We start from the raw sequence: 19687 nt of genomic DNA, 5'->3' as shown, positions 1-19687 counted from the left end.
AATCATACTCTATGGAAAATCACGTTCATTCCTCACTGGTGTGCGCTGCTCGATTACTCCGTCTGGCGGGGTTGAATTCAGAGGCCGTTGAGGACTTTAGCCGCAAAGCCGTCATTGATCGTTTTACAATGGCAACTCAGGCATCATTGCAGCGCTATTTATCTCAATTTTCACGTGCCACGGTAGCTCGCTTCAAAGTCAAAAAGCAGTCATTAAATAAGATTAAGCCAGAACATTTGCCACTTGCATTCCGCGATATGCAAGGCAAATTTATCTTATTGGCTCGCATTAATCAAAAGCAGGTGTTACTGCAACATGCGGATAGTGGAAAACCAGAAATCATAAGCTATCAAGAACTTGCGTCGAGTTGGAGTGGTGTCATATTTTGTTGTAGCCAGTCACGTTTCGATATTCGCTGGTTTGTTCCAGTGTTACTGAGCCACCGTAAATCATTGGTTCAGGTGTTGGTATTATCCATGTTGTTACAGTTTTTGGCCTTGATTTCGCCTCTTTTCTTTCAAGTCATTATGGATAAGGTCTTGGTGCATAATGCACTGACAACGCTTGATGTGTTAATTATTGTGCTATTAATAGTAGGTATATATGAAGTTGTATTGAAATTACTGCGGGAATATATTTTCACTCACACCACCACGCGTGTTGATATTTTATTGGGCGGTAAACTATTTAAACATCTCATCAAATTACCACTAGGTTATTTTAAGCAACGCCATGTAGGCAATATTGTCGCCAGAGTGAGAGAGTTAGACAATATTCGTGAGTTTATTACGGGTTCAGCGTTGACGTTGTGCGTCGATGTGGTTTTTACCTTCGTGTTGTTTATTGTCATGTGGTGCATCTCACCCCTACTGACATTCATCGTTTTAGGCACATTACCGTTATATCTGCTATTAGCGGCGCTGACCACTCGGCCATTGCAACAGAAAGTTGAAGTTCTGTGCGGTTGTGCAGCACACAATGGCGCATTTTTAACTGAAACTGTCTCTGGCGTTGAGACGGTAAAAAGTTTGGCGCTGGAGCCCCAAATGTATCAACGCTGGGAAACGCAAACGCGTGATTATGCCGACGCTAATTTTCAGGTACAGAACCTGCAAAATCTCAGTAGTCAGGCGGCTCAGTTATTGCAAAAACTGGCTGGTGCAGGGGTGATTGTGGTGGGCGCTTATCAAGTGATGTCGGTGCAGCTCAGTATTGGGCAACTGATCGCCTTTAACATGTTGGCGGTGCAGGCATTGATGCCAATGAGTAAGTTGGTTGATTTGTGGCAACAGAGCATCCGCGCCCAAGTGGGGTTGATGCTGATATCCGATATTTTGAGCTTACCTGCTGAGCAGTCGGTGGGCGCGCCCATTAACCGCCCGCTTAGAGGGGATATCTTGCTGCAACAGGTGACTTTCCGTTATCGCGCCGACTTGAACCCAGTACTACACAACTTTTCATTATCTCTGCAGGCCGGAGAGCATATCGGGCTGGTGGGGCCATCAGGATCGGGGAAAAGTACTGTGGCCCGATTATTACAGTGCCTTTATATCGCGGAACAGGGAGTCATCAATATTGATGGCTCGCCAATAGGGAACTTCTCACCCGACTACTTGCGGCGTCAGATAGGGGTCGTGATGCAGGAGAGTTATCTGTTCAACCGTACTGTCCGGGAGAATATCGACCATTCTCGGCCAACAGCCTCACTGAGCGAAGTGGTCGAGGCCGCATGCCTGGCGGGTGCCAATGCTTTTATACTCGCGTTGCCATTAGGCTATGACACCGTGCTATCAGAAGGCGGTGCCTCGCTTTCAGGCGGGCAGCGGCAACGTATAGCCATTGCCCGTACACTGCTGGCCAATCCCCGTATTTTGATTTTTGATGAAGCAACCAGTGCGTTGGATGATGAGTCGCAGGCTGAAGTACAGAAAAATATGGCCCGTATTATTGCCAATCGCACGGTTATCACGATTGCTCATCGGCTCTCGACGGTACGGCATTGCCACCGTATCGGCGTCATGGAACAAGGCCGGATTACTGAGTTGGCTAACCACGAACAACTCCTGGCGCTAAAGGGTGTTTATGCCCAATTGTGGCAGCAACAGGCTGACTTCAGTCATGAGGGATCAAAATGAAGTTAATGCAATATCTGCGCAGAACAGCCTTGTTCAATACGATAAAGAACCGATGGCGGCGTTGTTTCTCGCCTCAGCGCACCCGTGATGAATATGACTTTCTTCCTGCCTATTTGGATATCGTGGAGCGGCCAGTAGCACCACTGGCACGGCGCACTGCATGGTTTCTGGCGCTGACTCTGCTGTTAGTATTGATATGGTCGATTGTCGGGAAGCTTGATATTCACGCATCGGCTAAGGGTAAAGTGATTGTTTCTGAGCATTCGAAAGTGATTCAACCGCTGGAACCGGGTGTGGTGGCAGCAATTAATGTCTGCGATGGTGACAAAGTTGAAGCCGGTCAGATATTGATTGAGTTAAATCCAATCGGCATTGATGCCGAGGTGGGTAATATCAACCAGCAATTGATGCATCGCTTACTGGAAGCTGCCCGCCTGGCTGCGCTGCTCACCGCTAACCCATCCGCTATGTTTAACCCTCCCGATAATAGTCCCGATGATTTGGTCAGTACCGCCAGAGCACTTTTGCGCAAAGAAGATAACGAGGTGAATGCAGAGTTATCGCGTCAGGAGAGTGAAATGGCGGTTAATCAGGCTCATATTCAAGCGGGTCTTACCAATATTGCTCACCAGAAAGCGCTGATGGAAAACATTCATCAACGGCTAGAGGCGTTGCGAACCCTCGCCAAATCCAAGGCAATCGCTGAAGTGGAGTTATTGCTACAAGAACGGGAATGGCTAAGTGCTACCGCTGAAGCCAACCGTCTGCACAATGAGCAGGCTATTTTGCAGGCGAAAGCACACCACCTGTCACAAACCCGACTGCACTATTTAGCCGAAAAAAAACGGAGCTATCAGGAGCGGCTCAATAAAGCCCATGAAATTATTAACCAATTGCGACAAGAACAGATCAAATTACTGGAGAAGCAGCGCCAACAAAGCCTACGAGCACCGGTTACAGGTGTGATTCAACAATTGGCAATTCATACACTGGGTGGCGTTGTAACCACAGCTCAACCGTTAATGGTATTGGTGCCTGAAAGTCATCAGTTAGAGCTAGATGTCATGATTCTTAACAAAGATGTGGGTTTTGTACTGCCGGGACAAGCGGTGGAGGTGAAAGTAGACAGTTTCCCTTATACCCGATTTGGCACGTTGTCGGGTGAAGTAAAGCATGTCTCTCGCGATGCGATGGAGGACCAACAACAAGGCTTGGTGTTTCCAGCCAGAATCCGGCTGAACAGCGACAGGCTTAGCGTTGAGGGGAAGTCGGTGCGTTTATCCGCCGGTATGGCTGTGAGTGTAGAAATTAAGACCGGTCGCCGGCGGGTTATCGATTACTTACTCAGTCCATTGCAAGAGTACCAATCAGAAGCCCTGAGGGAGCGTTGATATGATGAATTCAACATCAACTCAGATAATCCAACCACTGAGCGCACTGGCCCGGGCTGCCGCGTGTTTTGATCTCGCCGTTGAGTCTTCGCAGTTGGCACACCAACTGGGATTAGCACCGGAGAAAATCGATGATATTGCAGTGTGCCGTTGCGCTGGTTGGATAGGTTTACGGGCAAGAAAAGTCAGCCAGTCATATGAACGTTTGAAACATCTGGCTCTGCCTATCTTATTCAGCGATGGGGATCAGTGGTATGTGCTACTGGCCCTGAATGAACAGGGCGCGGTGGTTTATTTTGCCGCCAATGGACAGCAGCAGCAAATCAGCCAGCAGGCGCTAGCCAATTTGTGGGGTGGTGAAGCCATTTTATTGGCGAAAGCAGAATTACGAGGGCAGAAAAAAGCCTCTTTTGGCTTTAGCTGGTTTATGCCAGTTATTACTAAATACCGTCATCAATTGCGTAATATCGTCTTAGTCTCACTGTTATTGCAGGGTATTTTGCTGGTGACCCCAATGCTATTCGAAACGGTGATCGACAAAGTCTTGGTGAGCCGTGGGGTAGGCAGCTTGGTGGTCTTAGGCAGCGCCATGATAGCTCTGGCAATTGCTGAACCCTGTTACACTTTCTTGCGCGGCTGGCTGTTTTCACATCTCTCCAGCCGAGTTGGTGCGGAACTTAACACCCGTCTTTATCGCCATTTACTGGGGTTACCACTGGCTTACTTTGGCGCACAACAAACAGGGCAAACTATCGCTAAAGTACAAGAAATGGAGCAAATCCGCAGCTTTCTGACGGGATCTGCATTAACCATGTTGCTGGATCTGATCTTTGTCAGCATATTTATAGCCGTGATGTTTTGCTACAGCAGTCAACTGACATGGATAGTCCTGTTTTCTCTGGTTTGTTATCTTCTGTTTTGGTGGGCAATTGGCGGAGTATTACGTAAGCGGGTTGAGTGTCAGTATGAAGCCAGTGCAGATAATACATCGTTTTTAACTGAAGCGATTAGTGGGTTGGAAACGATAAAAACCACAGCAACCGAAAGCCAGTTTAATCGTGGTTGGCAGCAATCACTCGCACGCTACGTTCGGGCGTCATTTGCTGGTGCGAGGATGGCGAATATTGCTGAGCAAGGTATTACATTTATCAACAAAGTCACGTCTGCCATTGTGTTGTGGTTTGGCGTTAAATTGGTATTGGCTGGGGGGCTAAGTCCAGGTCAATTCATCGCGTTTTCAATGTTTTCGGGTTATGTAACTCAACCCATTTTGCGTTTGGCGCAGATATGGCAAGATTTCCACCACACACAAGTTGCTCTGAAACGCATTGGTACTATTCTGGATTATCCAACGGAGCCAGGGAGTGCCGGATTATCGTCAAGTAATGAGTGGGTAGGGCGTTTGACGTTTAAACAGGTGCGCTTTCGCTATCGGCCAGATACCGCTGAAGTTTTACAAAATCTCAATTTGGATATAGCCGGTGGGGAATTTATTGGTATTACCGGCCCATCTGGTTGTGGCAAATCAACGCTAACGAAGTTACTACAGCGGTTATATCTTCCTCAACATGGGCAGATTCTGGTAGACGGGCAGGACTTGGCGATTACTGATGCCACAGCTTTGCGCTGCCAAATGAGTGTGGTATTGCAAGATAGCATCTTGTTTTCTGGTAGCCTGCGGGACAACATCTGCCAGTGCCGACCCAATGCTGATGATACTCTGGTTGAGAAAATTGCCCGGCAGGCGGGGGCGCATGATTTTATTATGGCTTTACCTCAGGGCTATCAAACCCAGGTTGGGGAACGAGGTAGTATGTTGTCTGGCGGGCAGCGGCAGCGGGTTGCTCTGGCGAGGGCGCTAATGGCGGATCCTAAGATCTTGATTCTTGATGAAGCAACCAGTGCTCTGGATTATGAATCTGAGGCGGCAATTATGCGCCAATTGCCTGAGATTATCCGTAATCGCACTGTAATCTGCATTGCTCATCGGTTGAATACATTGCGTCAATGTCATCGTATTTTGGTATTAGGGTACGGGCAAGTTTTAGAACAAGGCAGTCATCAAGCGTTACTTGCTCAGGGAGGGGCCTATGCACGGTTGTGGCAGTTACAAACCGAATAACAATTAGCGATAGTGGCCGACTATTCTTGTTTAAAATAACGCTGGGTGAGAATCACTCACCCAGCGACCACCAGGCATACCGCGAGTGATTACAGCTTGTCACCGTTGGTTTTAATCACCTCTTGATACCAGAAGAAGCTTTTTTTACGCTGACGCGCCAGTTGTTTCCGATGTTCGACATAAACAAAACCATATTGTTTCTGGAAGCCATTCAACCAACTGAGCAGATCGATAAATGACCATGGATAGTCGCGATATACAGGATATCAATCACAAAACCGTAAACAGCGGCTAAACAAGGTAAAGACAATATGGGTCATCGAATACCACTGTGTATATAATCAGTGTTTCGCAAGTTAAGATTTTTTGTTGAAGAAGGAAGAATGATGATCACTCGGCTTGCTATCTCTGGTTACCGTTCGTTACGCGATGTGGTACTTGAATTGGGGCAATTGAATGTCATTACCGGCGCGAATGGCAGTGGCAAGTCCAGTCTTTATCGAGCGCTCCGATTACTGTCAGATATTGGTCAGGGGCAGGTTATCCAATCATTGGCTGCTGAAGGCGGGTTACAATCAACTCTCTGGGCAGGACCAGAGTCGTTTTCCAAGTCGATGACATCAGGAGAACAGCCGATTGAAGGTACTCATCGCCACCACCCCGTGAGTCTCAAATTGGGCTTTGCTGGTGCGGATTATGGCTATGCTATTGATCTGGGTCTTCCCACACCGCGCAGGTCATTTTTTGCGTTGGATCCTGAAATCAAGATTGAAAGCCTGTGGTGTGGCGATATTCTGAACAATAATGCCCTTTTTGCTGAGCGGCGTGGTCCGCGTGTCCGTATCCGTGATGAGCGCGGACTTTGGCGCGAGGCATATCACGGGTTAGCGGCCTATGACAGTATGATGACCCACAGCACAGACCCCCGTGATGCCCCAGAGATCCTGCTTATGCGCGAACGGATGCGGGCTTGGCGTTTCTATGACAATCTGCGTACCGACCGTCATGCGCCAGCTCGTCAGCTTCAAGTGGGGACTTATACACCGGTACTGGCCAGTGATGGTGCGGACTTGGCCGCAGCGTTACAAACGATCAGAGAGATCGGCGATACCGATGCTCTCACGAATACCATCACGGATGCCTTTCCCGGAACTACATTGGCTATTGAGCCAAATTTCGAGTTGCTGCTGTCGCAGCAAGGCTTGTTAAGACCACTCAAGGTAGCAGAGCTATCAGACGGCACCTTGCGTTATTTATTGCTGGTGGCGGCATTACTATCACCGCGCCCTCCCGAAATGATGATCCTGAACGAACCCGAAATCAGCCTGCATGTTGATCTGTTAAAACCATTAGCACGGTTGATTGGTCAGGCGGCACAACATACTCAGGTGATTGTGGTGTCCCATGCCGCTGAGTTGGTGGCAGCGCTACAGCAGGAAACCCATTGTCGCCATATCTTGTTGGATAAACAGTTTAGTGAAACAACGATACAGCAAGAGGCCACCCCTCACTGGTTATGGTCAGCACGTTAGCGGCGGTGGTTGTGATGTTGAAAACATAAAAGAAGCGTTAAGCTCCTCAGACTGCTAACAAACCGCGGCGATGCCGGCTCAGGTGGTCGGGCAGGCACAAGAATATAGCATCCGTGGCAGGGATGGCACGGTCCAAGTTTACATGGCTGCTTATTTTGGTGCAGGGAAGGTTGTGTTGTTACGATCTGCTTGTTTTCACCATTACGGGCATTTTGTCATAAAACTCAGGAGCCGAAGCCCCTGAGTTGGGTGTTTAAATCAATCGTTCTATTAAATTATCAGACCTATTTAAATTACCCAGTCTATTTAACTCAACAGATTAAATAATGGTATTAGGCTTAACTTAGCGATTCAGGTGGTAATACACTTCGTTCCAGCGGATTTCATTTTTAAATGCTGGAAGCGTCGTATCATTGTCGATCAACAGGAATTCAATACCGTGCATCTCGGCATACAGGCGTAATTCATCCACACCGACGGCTTGGGAGAACACCGTGTGGTGCGCGCCACCTGCGATAATCCACGCTTCAGCAGCCGTTGCCAACGACGGTTGTGCTTGCCAGATAGCACGGGCTACCGGCAGTTTAGGTAATGGATGCGGCTGTTCGACAGTATCAACGACGTTAACCAACAAACGGAAACGGTTCCCCATGTCAATTAAACTGGCATTCAGTGCCGGGCCTGCTGGTGTAGAGAAGATCAAGCGCGCTGGATCGGCTTTACCGCCGATACCTAAGTGTTGTACATCCAGCAACGGTTTATCTTCTTTGGCAATAGAGGGGCACACTTCCAGCATATGAGAGCCAACGACTAAATCATTGCCCGGCTGGAAGTTATAAGTGTAATCCTCCATAAACGAGGTTCCACCTTTCAGGCCAGTGCCCATCACTTTCAAAATGCGCAGCAATGCGGCGGTCTTCCAGTCACCTTCACCGCCAAAACCGTAACCTTGTTGCATCAGTCGTTGCACTGCCAGCCCCGGCAACTGCTTCAGACCATACAGATTTTCAAAGTTAGTGGTAAAGGCTTTAAAACCACCTTGTTCTAGGAAACGCTTCATGCCTAATTCTATACGGGCTGCATCCAGCAAATTTTCGCGTTTATTGCCGTGCAGTTTTACCGCATCAGTGAAGCGATAAGTGGCTTCATACTCTTCAACCAAGGTATCAATATCACCTTTGCTAACGGCATCCACTACAGTAACTAAATCACCGATCCCATAGGCATTAACTGAGTAACCAAACTGGATTTGAGCAGCAACTTTATCACCGTCGGTTACTGCCACTTCACGCATGTTGTCGCCAAAACGAGCTACTTTAAGCTGTTGGCTTTCTTGTTTGGCTGCCGCTACTCGCATCCATTGACCAATACGTTGATGCGCTTCTTTATCCTGCCAATGACCGGTTATCACGCTGTGTTGTTGGCGCATCCGCGCGCCGATGAAGCCAAACTCGCGGCCACCATGGGCAGTTTGGTTCAGGTTCATAAAGTCCATATCCATGGTTTCCCATGGGATCTGAGCATTAAACTGAGTGTGGAATTGCAATAAAGGTTTATTCAGAATACTCAAACCACCAATCCACATTTTGGCGGGAGAGAAGGTGTGTAACCACGTCATTACCCCGATACAGGCGGTGTCATAGTTCGCCTCACGGCACAGTGCCGTTATCTCATCCGGTGTGGTTACCAACGGCTTCAGTACCAGTTTTATTGGCAAGCCTGCTTCGCTATTCAGGCTGTTGACCACCTGATGGGCATTATCCATAACTTGTTGCAGTGTTTTAGGGCCATACAGATTCTGGCTACCAATGACAAACCACACTTCTGATTGCTTGAATACGTCCATCTGATACTCCATTTAATAAATTGTTATAAAAATATATTTATAAATCAGTCTGATCGCCAAGATCAGTGTGTTGTCTCAGTCATTGGCGCAGGCGTATCGGTTACTGGCATATAGTGTGGTTCTGCTGACAGACACCACTGTTGATAGCGCTGATAAAGTTGCTGGTAGCGAGCAACCTGGCTGGCGTTCGGTGTCAGAGTGCGCTCAATCTTACAGGCCATCTGACGCTGCGCAGCAGGGACATCGCTATATATGCCTGCGGCCACGGCAGCAAAAATTGCCGCTCCCAGCGCACAACATTGATCAGAGGCAACAATTTGCAGAGGCCGATTCATCACATCGGCACAAACTTGCATGATAACCGGTGATTTACGCGCGATGCCGCCCAATGCCAGCACGTTCTCAACAGGAATATCCTGCTGTTCAAAACACTCCATAATAGCGCGCGCACCAAAAGCGGTCGCTGCGATAAAACCACCAAACAGAGTAGGGGCATCGGTTCCTAAATTCAGATCAGCAATAACCCCTTTCAAACGCTGATTCGCATTTGGCGTGCGGCGGCCATTGAACCAATCCAAGACCACTGGCAAGTGATCCAGTGAAGGGTTCTTTGCCCATTCAGCTGTGAGTGACGCGAGGAGGGTAGACTCAATCTGCTTTAACTGGGGTTGCAATTCAGGTTGTGCTAAGGCAGCTTGACGTAATGGCCAACTCAGTAAACGACTGAACCAGGCATACATGTCACCAAAAGCTGACTGACCCGCTTCCATACCAATCCAACCGGGTACCACGCTGCCTTCGACCTGACCGCAAATGCCGGCAATGGCGCGTTCACCCACCAATTTGTCATCGGCAATCAGAATATCGCAGGTAGAAGTACCGATAACCTTGACCAACGTATAAGGTTGAGCACCCGCGCCCACGGCACCCATATGGCAATCAAACGCACCACCAGAGAGCACCACGCCGGTCGGTAGCCCCAAACGTTCAGCCCATGCAGCAGTAATCAAACCCACCGGCCGTTCAGCCGTGTAGGTATCAGTAAACATCGGGTAATTAAGGTCGTCCACCAGATGGGTATCCAGTGCTGCCAGGAATTCACGCGGCGGCAAACCACCCCATGATGGATGCCATAGGCTTTTATGGCCCGCGCTGCATCGCCCCCGTTGAATATCCTGTGGGGCAGTGGTGCCGGATAACAGTGCCGGTACCCAATCACACAGTTCAATCCACGATACCGCAGCATCGCGCACGGCGGCATCGGCGCGTGTCACGTGCAGGATTTTTGCCCAGAACCATTCAGAAGAGTAGACACCGCCAATATAGCGGGAATAGTCGGTAAACTCACCACTGCGGCATAAGCGATTGATCTCTTCCGCTTCTTCTATTGCCGTATGGTCTTTCCACAGCACAAACATCGCATTGGGATTATCTGCAAATTCAGGGCGCAGAGCCAATACCTGCCCTTGATCATCAATTGGCGCGGGTGTCGACCCCGTGGAGTCAACACCAATCCCGACGATTTGCTGGCGCTGCTCTTCTGACAGGCGGCTGACGACCTGACGGATCGCCTGTTCCATCGCTTCTATATAGTCCAGGGGATGATGACGAAACTGGTTTTGTGCGGCCTGACAATAAAGGCCCTGCTGCCAGCGAGGGTAGTAGACAACTTCGGTATCGATCTCGGTGCCATGTTGACAATCTACCGCCAATACCCGGACGGAATCGCTGCCAAAATCTAATCCGAGCGCTATAGCCTTATTTGTCGACAAAGGACGGTCTGCCGATACAACGCTGGTTGTCATAGTGGTTGCTCCTAACATTTGCAGAAAACAGGAATTCATTGCCAATAACCATAGGAGTGAGTGACGGCAATATGTGAGGAGCAGATAGCTGGAAGTATGCACTTTTCTGCTTCCTACAGTGTTTTTGTGATGTCAGTCAAAAGTTAGAGAGAGGTTAAATTTGCTGAATATATGGATAAACAAACTGTAATTCCTGGATGTGATAGCGCTCTACATTCTGAAGCATAATTAACGTTAAAACTGTCACCGTCTTACTGGGTGTGGTGAGGTTAGGTGGCTTTTAATAAAGCATACAACTGCACTGGAACTGAAAAACAGCATTGATAACGTTTCCACTAAAAATCGAATGATTTAGGTGGTTGATGATTAAATGCACAAAAAACATCTCTTCCTACAAAAATAGTTCGGAGAACACTATGCATAAATTAACTAAGGCGCTGGCAGTGGTTGGGTTAGCGGCAGTTATGTCACATTCAGCTATTGCCGAAAGCATGAAGTTGGGTTTTCTGGTAAAGCAACCTGAAGAACCTTGGTTCCAGACCGAATGGAAGTTTGCAGATAAAGCAGGGAAAGATTTAGGTTTTGAAGTGATAAAAATTGCAGTGCCCGATGGCGAGAAAACCTTGAATGCTATCGATAGTCTCGCCGCCAGTGGTGCGAAAGGCTTTGTTATCTGTACACCTGATCCGAAACTGGGGCCGGCCATTGAGGCGAAGGCGCGCAGTTATAACCTGAAAGTGATTGCGGTAGACGACCAATTTGTGAATGCCAAAGGCAAGCCGATGGACAGCGTTCCATTGGTCATGATGGCGGCGACCAAAATTGGTGAACGTCAAGGGCAGGAACTGTGGAAAGAAATGAACAAACGCGGCTGGCAACCGGGTGAAACGGCGGTAATGGCAATTACCTCTGATGAACTGGACACGGCGCGCCGGCGTACCAGTGGGTCAATGGACGCGCTGAAAGCCGCTGGCTTCCCAGAAAAGCAAATCTATAAAGTACCGACCAAATCCAATGATATCCCTGGGGCATTTGATGCCGCCAACTCCATGTTAGTTCAGCATCCTGAAGTGAAAAACTGGCTGATTGTGGGCATGAATGACAACACCGTGTTGGGCGGCGTTCGTGCCACCGAAGGTCAGGGCTTTAAAGCACCAAATGTGATTGGCATTGGTATCAATGGTGTCGATGCGGTAAGTGAACTGTCCAAAGGCCAGGCCACGGGTTTCTATGGCTCCCTGTTACCAAGCCCGGATATTCATGGTTATAAAAGTATCCAGATGCTGAATGACTGGGTGAGCAAAGGTGTTGAACCACCGAAATTTACCGAAGTGACTGATGTGGTGCTGATCACTCGGGATAACTTCAAAGTCGAGTTAGAGAAGAAAGGCTTGATGTAATTCCGCTATACCTAACGCCATTGGCGTGGCAGTTAACACCCATTGCCGCGTCAAGTTTGAAGGGTATACAGACTATGGCGCACGGGGGCAGGCTACCGCTTGCCCCAATGGACCACGCAGACAGGTGGTGCCGTGCGAACCAAACTTTATAAGGAAGCCATCATGTCAGCACTCCATTCTGCGTTACAAGCCGAGCTGGAAGCCGAACAGTCACCTTATCTGGCTTTTTGTGGCATCGGAAAAAGTTTCCCCGGTGTTCAAGCGCTGGATGATATCAGTTTTACCTGTCAGGCCGGGCAAATCCATGCCCTGATGGGAGAGAACGGCGCAGGGAAATCTACCCTGCTGAAAATTCTCAGTGGTAACTATTCACCGACTCAGGGTGAAATTCACATTAAAGGCAAAGTGGTTAACTTTGCCAATACCACTGATGCGCTTGATGCGGGTGTCGCGATCATTTATCAGGAACTGCATTTGGTACCGGAAATGACTGTGGCCGAAAATATCTATCTGGGCCAATTGCCTACCAAGATGGGCATGGTTGATCGCAAATTACTGCGTTATGAATCCAGTTTGCAGCTCTCACATTTGGGGTTGGATATTGACCCCGATACCCCACTGAAGTATCTCTCCATCGGCCAATGGCAGATGGTGGAAATTGCCAAAGCGTTGGCCCGTAATGCCAAAATTATTGCTTTTGATGAACCGACCAGTTCGCTCTCTGCCAGAGAGATAGAACAATTGTTCCGGGTGATCCGCGAATTACGCGCCGAAGGGCGGGTCATTTTGTATGTTTCACACCGGATGGAGGAGATTTTTGCACTGAGTGATGCCATTACGGTGTTTAAAGATGGCCGTTATGTGCGCACGTTTGACGATATGTCTCAGGTGAATAACGACTCTCTGGTGCAAGCCATGGTTGGGCGCAATTTGGGTGATATTTATGGTTATCAGCCGCGTGAAATAGGGCCAGAGCGCCTGACACTACAAGAAGTGAAAGCCATTGGTGTGAAATCACCGATCAGCCTGACCGTCCGCCAAGGGGAAATTGTTGGCCTGTTTGGTTTGGTGGGGGCGGGGCGCAGTGAGTTATTAAAAGGGTTGTTTGGTGGTACCAGGCTGACAAGTGGTCAGGTTTTGCTGGATGGCAAGGCACTGACGATTCGCTCACCCATCGACGCCATCACCGCCGGGATCATGTTATGCCCGGAAGACCGCAAAGCGGATGGCATCATTCCAGTCCATTCGGTACAGGACAATATTAATATCAGCGCACGGCGCAAAACACTGACGGCTGGCTGTTTAATCAACAACCGCTGGGAGCAGGAGAATGCGGCACTGCGTATTCAGTCCTTGAATATCAAAACACCTGGCCCCCAGCAACTGATTATGAATTTGTCTGGCGGCAACCAGCAGAAAGCCATTTTGGGCCGCTGGTTATCCGAAGACATGAAAGTGATCCTGCTGGATGAACCAACCCGTGGCATCGACGTCGGGGCTAAACATGAAATCTATAACGTGATTTATCAACTGGCGAAACAAGGCATTGCGGTGCTGTTTGCGTCCAGTGATTTGCCAGAAGTTCTTGGGCTGGCTGACAGGATCGTGGTGATGCGGGAAGGGGCAATCTCTGGTGAGTTAGAGCACGGTTCTGCCACTGAAGAACAGGCGTTAAGTCTGGCGATGCTACGCACCCCGAATATTACTACTGATGCCGCGCCTGCGGTTGCTTGATTATGAAGGAGTTATCCATGTCCAGCGTTACTTTGAGTTCTGATAAGAAGAACCCGGCATCAACCGAGTTAAAAGGTGGAGCACACAATAGCCAGTCGCAACCACCACAGGATACAGCGGCCAAGGGTGGGCTGGGGCTATCCCGTATTTGGGATAGCTACGGGATGTTGGTGGTTTTTGCCGTGGTATTTATTGGTTGTGTGATATTTGTGCCTAACTTTGGCTCCTTTATCAATATGAAAGGGTTGGGATTGGCTATCTCGATGTCGGGGATGGTGGCATGTGGCATGTTGTTTTGTTTGGCATCCGGTGATTTTGACTTATCTGTCGCCTCGGTGATTGCTTGTGCGGGGGTAACGACTGCGGTTGTTATCAATATGACCGAAAATATGTGGCTGGGTGTGGGCGCAGGTTTGTTACTGGGTGCGCTATGTGGGCTGATTAATGGTTTTGTGATTGCCAGATTGAAAATTAATGCCTTGATAACCACGCTGGCGACGATGCAGATTGTCCGTGGCCTGGCTTATATCATCTCTGATGGTAAAGCGGTGGGTATCGAAGATGAACGTTTCTTTGCGCTGGGTTACACCAACTGGCTCGGTTTGCCCGCCCCTATCTGGATTACCATTGCCTGCCTGGCGTTGTTCGGCTTCTTGTTAAACAAAACAACCTTTGGCCGCAATACTCTGGCTATCGGGGGCAACGAAGATGCGGCGCGTCTGGCGGGGGTGCCGGTAGTTCGCACTAAAATCATCATTTTTGTTTTATCAGGGTTGGTATCGGCGGCGGCAGGGATCATTTTGGCATCGCGGATGACCAGTGGTCAGCCAATGACCTCGATTGGTTATGAGTTGATTGTTATCTCGGCCTGTGTGTTGGGTGGGGTATCACTGAAGGGCGGGATCGGTAAAATTTCCTACGTTATCGCCGGTATCCTGATTCTGGGTACAGTGGAAAATGCCATGAATCTGCTTAATATCTCGCCGTTCTCACAATATGTGGTCCGTGGTTTGATCCTGCTGGCTGCGGTTATCTTCGACCGTTACAAACAGTTGGCTAAACGGACGGTATAAGCTGCACGGTGGCAGAAAAGTCCATAAAAAGCCTATCTGGCTCACAGTTCTGTAATCACTATCGGGCAGCGTGAATTCTGCCCGATAAACTGAAGTAAGCACCATGCGTTTGAACGCCAATCAGATCAGGACACCAAGGAGGCTAAATGTACCATCGAATGGTTCAGGAACCGCAACCCAATCCCTTGTTACCAGGCTATACCTTTAACGCCTATCTGGTCGCAGGATTAACCCCGATTCTGGCCGATGGACCACTCGATTTTTTTATCGACAGGCCGGGCGGTATGAAGGGTTATATTCTAAATCTGACCATTAAGGGACAGGGCAAGATTTTTGACGGCGAAAATACTTTTTACAGCAATCCCGGTGATTTGCTGCTCTTTCCCCCTAAGGCATCGCACTATTATGGTCGCTCACCGAACAGTGATTGTTGGTATCACCGTTGGGTCTATTTCCGGCCACGGGCATATTGGGCTGACTGGTTGGAGTGGCATAGTAAAACGCATGAGGTTGGGCGGTTATCTTTGCCTAACAACAACTTATTACTGGAATTTGATCGCCTGTTTGCCAATATCGAACAGACGCAAAAATCAGGGCGGCGTTTTGGCGAAGAGTTGGGTATGAATCTGCTTGAGCGCTTGCTGCTGCGCGCAATGGAAGAAGATCCTCTTAGCCCACAACGGATTATGGACCCACGCGTCATTGAAGCGTGCCAATTTATTACCGGCAATTTAGCCGGTGAACTGCGCATTGACGAGGTAGCACGCCATGTTTGCTTGTCTCCGTCGCGCTTGGCGCATCTGTTTCGTGAGCAAGTTGGTATCAATATATTGCGTTGGCGTGAAGACCAGCGGGTTATTCGGGCTAAGTTATTACTGCAAACCACACAGGAGCCGATTGCCACTATTGGCCGCGTGGTAGGTTACGACGACCAACTCTATTTCTCCCGCGTTTTTCGTAAGCGTGTCGGTGTCAGCCCCAGTGATTTCAGGCGTCGCAGCATTGAAACCAACTACCCGCAACGCAACCTTCGCCAGCCAGAATGGCGGGACAATGCAGAGGCCATCGTGCGGCTTTAGCCGCGGCGTTGAACGTTAAGTCAAAAATTACCTCTTGTCGCGGGAATCATGATGGTGTCAAATCGATTGATCGACTGATATCAATTGGCAAATATGCTGCGCGAGAGGAAATATGATGGCTGAAAAAATCAAAGTGGGTTTACTGGGCTATGGTTATGCCAGCAAAACGTTCCATGCGCCGCTGATTATGGGCACTCCGGGGCTAGAGCTGGTAGGGGTTTCCAGTAGTGATGCCAGTAAAGTACATGCTGACTGGCCGACAATGACGGTGGTTTCTGACCCCAAAACGTTATTTGATGATCCTTCAATCGATCTTATCGTGATTCCAACCCCGAATGACACTCACTTCCCGCTGGCTCAGCAAGCCCTGGCTGCCGGTAAACATGTGGTGGTGGATAAACCGTTCACCGTGACACTGTCACAAGCAAATGAGTTGAAGAAACAAGCAGATGAGGCCCACTTATTGCTTTCAGTGTTCCACAATCGCCGCTGGGACAGTGATTTCCTGACGCTAAAAACACTGCTGGCTGAAGGCTCACTGGGGAATATTGTCTATTTTGAATCTCATTTTGACCGCTATCGCCCAGAGATCCGCCAACGCTGGCGTGAACAAGCCGGTGCTGGCAGCGGCATTTGGTACGATTTAGGCCCACACCTGTTGGATCAGGCGTTACAACTGTTTGGTTTGCCGCAGACGCTAAATGTTGATTTAGGGATGCTGCGCCCAGGCGCGCAATCTGTTGATTATTTTCACGCTGTTCTTAGCTATCCAGGGCAACGGGTAGTGTTACACGGTACGGTGTTAGCTGCGGCAGAAACTGCCCGTTATACCGTGCACGGCATGCAGGGCAGTTACATCAAATTTGGTCTGGATCCACAAGAAGATAGGCTGAAAGCGGGTGAACGTTTACCACAGGCTGATTGGGGTTACGATATGCGCGATGGAATAGTGACACTGTCACGCGATGGTGTTCTCGCTGAGAAACCGTTACTTACGTTACCGGGTAATTATCCTGCTTATTATGCGGGGATCCGTGATGCCATTTTAGGTACTGCCGCTAACCCAGTGCCGGCCTCGGAAGCGATTAAAGTAATGGAACTGATTGAATTGGGCATTGCCTCTGATCAGCAGAAAAGAACGCTGCCGGTATCGCCAGCAAGCTGATTTTCACCTCACAATACGATTATTTGATAAAAGTGATAGCCAAAGTCATTGGTGTTGCAGCCAGGTAGCCAGCAGATTTGCACGCTGTGTGCCTTGTGAGGCTCAGGGATGGGCCGCGCAACGCACACAGCTTACCCTCCTGCAACGTCAAGAACCAAGGCTATATTCAAGGAATACAGTGGCATGTCATGGTTACAACGCTTACGGATAGATAAGTTTTTATTAGTGCTGATTCTGGTGGTTATTATCGCTTCCATTTTTCCCTGCGAAGGGGAAGTTAAGGTGTGGTTTGAACACCTGACGACAGCGGCCATCGCATTATTATTCTTTATGCACGGTGCCAAATTATCTCGTGCCGCCATAGTTTCAGGCATGGGGCATTGGAAGCTGCATCTGGTGGTGTTCCTCAGCACCTTTGCCTTATTCCCGCTGTTAGGGTTGGGAATGAATGTGTTGGTTCCCGGCGTGTTAACACCAACGCTGTATCTGGGTTTCCTCTATTTGTGTGCGTTACCTGCTACGGTTCAGTCGGCGATTGCCTATACCTCTGTCGCGGGGGGTAACGTGGCGGCGGCAATCTGTAGCGCCTCGGCATCCAGTATTCTGGGGGTTTTCCTGTCACCGCTGCTGGTGGGCATGCTGATGCACACCCAAGGCGGTGATACAGATACGCTGCATGCGATAGGTTCTATTATTATGCAATTGATGGTGCCGTTCATTGTTGGGCATTTATCGCGCCCACTGATTGCAAAATGGGTTGAGCGCCATAAAAAACTGGTAAATATCACTGACCGGTCATCAATTCTATTGGTGGTGTATGTGGCTTTCAGTGAAGCCGTGGTGCAGGGGATTTGGCATCAAATTGATGGTTGGTCACTGCTGGCAATTCTGGTCTGTTCGATGGTGCTATTGACACTGGTATTAGTTATTAACACCATAGCCGCCCGCTGGCTGGGCTTCAATACTGCCGATGAAATCACCATTGTATTTTGCGGTTCGAAAAAGAGCCTCGCCAATGGTATTCCGATGGCTAACGTGTTGTTTCCTGCCTCTGTGGTTGGCGTGATGGTATTACCCTTGATGATATTCCATCAGGTTCAATTGATGGTATGTGCGGTTCTGGCACAGCGTTATGCGAAACGTGTCGCCAGAGAGCGTGCCGAGGCGACTGAATCTGTGGCATCAACGGCACGGATAGAAACCAAGTAGTCGGTTACGGCTGGCAATAAAAAACGCCCGTACTTCTATGAAATACAGGCGTTTTCCGTTAATTTCTGGCTGATTTAACCACGAATTTTATCACGCAGTGCTTGTTTTTCCTGTTCAGAGATAAATGCCATCGTCAGACCATTTTCTTGTGCCTGGCGGATTTCTTGTGGTGTTAGACCGGCAGCCGGGGCGGCGACATGATATTCATCAGCAATTTCAATCCCCTGTACCGCAGGATCATCGGTGTTGATCGATGCTATCACGCCATGGCGCAAGAAGGTGGTCAGCGGATGAGTGGCTAACGAAGAGACAGTACTGGTCTGAATATTAGAGGTCAGACAGGATTCGATGCCGATTTTGTGTTCAGCCAAATAATCCATCAATTTGCTATCTTCAACGGCTTTCACACCGTGACCAATACGTTCAGCACCTAACTCACGGATAGCTTGCCAGATACTTTCCGGGCCAGCGGCTTCACCGGCATGGACGGTAATACGCAGGCCAGCATCGCGCGCGCGATTGAAGTGACTGCGGAACAAACCGCCAGGGAAGCCCAGTTCGTCACCAGCCAGATCCAGCGCAGTAATCCCCTCGCGATGAGCCAGTAAAGCATCAAGTTCTTGCAAACAGGCTTGTTCACCAAAAGTGCGGCTAAGGATCCCGATCAGGCGGATATCAATATCAAAATCGCGACAACCGGACTGCACACCATCAATGACTGCCTCGACCACACCGGCGACCGGCAATTGGTGTTTCATTGCCATATAGAAGGGTGAAAAGCGCAGTTCAGCATAATGTAAACCCGCATTAGCGGCATCTTCGACGTTTTCGTAGGCCACACGGCGGCAGGCATCGAGTGAGGCCAAAACCGCAACTCCCCAATCCAGTTTTTGTAAAAAGCTGACCAGATCTGGCTCAGTTTTGGTGATTTGCACATGCGGTCGCAGTGCGGCTAGTTCATCAGCGGGTAGGGCCAGATTAAATTGGCGGCCCAGATCCAAAATAGTTTGCGCGCGGATATTACCATCAAGGTGGCGGTGAATGTCGGTCAGGGGGAGGCGGGGATCAATCATGCTGTGCACTCACTTTTTATCAGAAGTAGATTCTTGTAGGTAAAGTGCAGAACATTATAAAAACAAATGAATGAAAATATCCACTGCGTTGCATAAAAAAGTGATGTAAATCACTAATTGTTA

The 19687-nt window shown here is 49.0% G+C and carries 13 protein-coding genes and 1 pseudogene; 10 read left to right on the top strand and 4 right to left on the bottom strand.

Annotated elements, in window-relative coordinates; all coding sequences use genetic code 11:
* Window positions 1-11 precede the first annotated feature (11 nt).
* Genes A6J67_RS14915 through A6J67_RS14905 form a run of 3 tightly spaced genes read left to right on the top strand, consistent with a single transcriptional unit; the run spans window position 12 to window position 5648 of the window.
* A complete protein-coding gene (locus tag A6J67_RS14915; protein WP_080608243.1) occupies window positions 12-2135 on the top strand; it encodes a peptidase domain-containing ABC transporter in 2124 nt (707 codons plus the stop codon).
* Window positions 2132-3526, top strand: coding sequence for an HlyD family type I secretion periplasmic adaptor subunit (locus tag A6J67_RS14910; protein ID WP_042569746.1), 1395 nt, complete (start codon window positions 2132-2134; stop codon window positions 3524-3526). Before A6J67_RS14915 ends, A6J67_RS14910 begins: the two co-directional genes overlap by 4 nt.
* A 1-nt stretch (window position 3527) precedes the next feature.
* On the top strand, window positions 3528-5648 hold the full coding sequence (locus A6J67_RS14905; RefSeq protein ID WP_042569747.1) for a type I secretion system permease/ATPase: 2121 nt from the start codon (window positions 3528-3530) through the stop codon (window positions 5646-5648).
* A gap of 89 nt (window positions 5649-5737) precedes the next feature.
* On the opposite strand, the pseudogene A6J67_RS14900 reads toward A6J67_RS14905, so the two are convergent.
* Window positions 5738-5896 (bottom strand): annotated as a pseudogene (locus tag A6J67_RS14900) (family 1 glycosylhydrolase); the annotation flags it as partial.
* Window positions 5897-6034: 138 nt separating this feature from the next.
* Between A6J67_RS14900 and A6J67_RS14895 the strand changes: the two are divergent.
* Complete coding sequence (locus tag A6J67_RS14895; protein ID WP_032906036.1) at window positions 6035-7180, top strand: AAA family ATPase; 1146 nt, start codon at window positions 6035-6037, stop codon at window positions 7178-7180.
* Between the two features lie 343 nt (window positions 7181-7523).
* On the opposite strand, the gene araA is transcribed toward A6J67_RS14895, so the two are convergent.
* Complete coding sequence (araA, locus tag A6J67_RS14890; RefSeq protein WP_042569748.1) at window positions 7524-9026, bottom strand: L-arabinose isomerase; 1503 nt, start codon at window positions 9024-9026, stop codon at window positions 7524-7526.
* A 62-nt stretch (window positions 9027-9088) separates the two neighbouring features.
* Window positions 9089-10831, bottom strand: a complete 1743-nt coding sequence (locus A6J67_RS14885; protein ID WP_042569749.1) for a ribulokinase — start codon at window positions 10829-10831, stop codon at window positions 9089-9091.
* A 416-nt stretch (window positions 10832-11247) separates the two neighbouring features.
* On the opposite strand from A6J67_RS14885, the gene A6J67_RS14880 reads away from it, so the two are divergent.
* From A6J67_RS14880 to A6J67_RS14855, 6 genes are all read left to right on the top strand, one after another.
* A complete protein-coding gene (locus A6J67_RS14880; RefSeq protein WP_042569750.1) occupies window positions 11248-12231 on the top strand; it encodes an arabinose ABC transporter substrate-binding protein in 984 nt (327 codons plus the stop codon).
* Window positions 12232-12393: 162 nt separating this feature from the next.
* The gene (araG, locus tag A6J67_RS14875; RefSeq protein WP_005184086.1) at window positions 12394-13965 is read left to right on the top strand and encodes an L-arabinose ABC transporter ATP-binding protein AraG; all 1572 of its coding nucleotides are present in this window, start codon (window positions 12394-12396) and stop codon (window positions 13963-13965) included.
* 17 nt (window positions 13966-13982) lie between these two features.
* On the top strand, window positions 13983-15038 hold the full coding sequence (araH, locus tag A6J67_RS14870; RefSeq protein WP_032906040.1) for an L-arabinose ABC transporter permease AraH: 1056 nt from the start codon (window positions 13983-13985) through the stop codon (window positions 15036-15038).
* A gap of 146 nt (window positions 15039-15184) precedes the next feature.
* Window positions 15185-16117, top strand: a complete 933-nt coding sequence (gene araC / locus A6J67_RS14865) for an arabinose operon transcriptional regulator AraC (RefSeq protein ID WP_032906041.1) — start codon at window positions 15185-15187, stop codon at window positions 16115-16117.
* Window positions 16118-16232: 115 nt separating this feature from the next.
* On the top strand, window positions 16233-17282 hold the full coding sequence (locus tag A6J67_RS14860) for an oxidoreductase (protein WP_032906042.1): 1050 nt from the start codon (window positions 16233-16235) through the stop codon (window positions 17280-17282).
* Between the two features lie 183 nt (window positions 17283-17465).
* Complete coding sequence (locus A6J67_RS14855; RefSeq protein ID WP_080608242.1) at window positions 17466-18491, top strand: bile acid:sodium symporter family protein; 1026 nt, start codon at window positions 17466-17468, stop codon at window positions 18489-18491.
* Between the two features lie 74 nt (window positions 18492-18565).
* Here A6J67_RS14855 and add read toward each other — a convergent pair whose 3' ends face one another.
* Window positions 18566-19564: an adenosine deaminase gene (add, locus tag A6J67_RS14850; protein WP_050296968.1), complete on the bottom strand. Its 999-nt coding sequence runs from the start codon at window positions 19562-19564 to the stop codon at window positions 18566-18568.
* Window positions 19565-19687: the final 123 nt, after the last annotated feature.

Origin of the sequence: Yersinia sp. FDAARGOS_228 (assembly GCF_002073315.2) — a bacterium.
Taxonomy (GTDB): Bacteria; Pseudomonadota; Gammaproteobacteria; order Enterobacterales; family Enterobacteriaceae; genus Yersinia; species Yersinia intermedia.
This window is presented reverse-complemented; position numbering and strand designations above follow the sequence as displayed.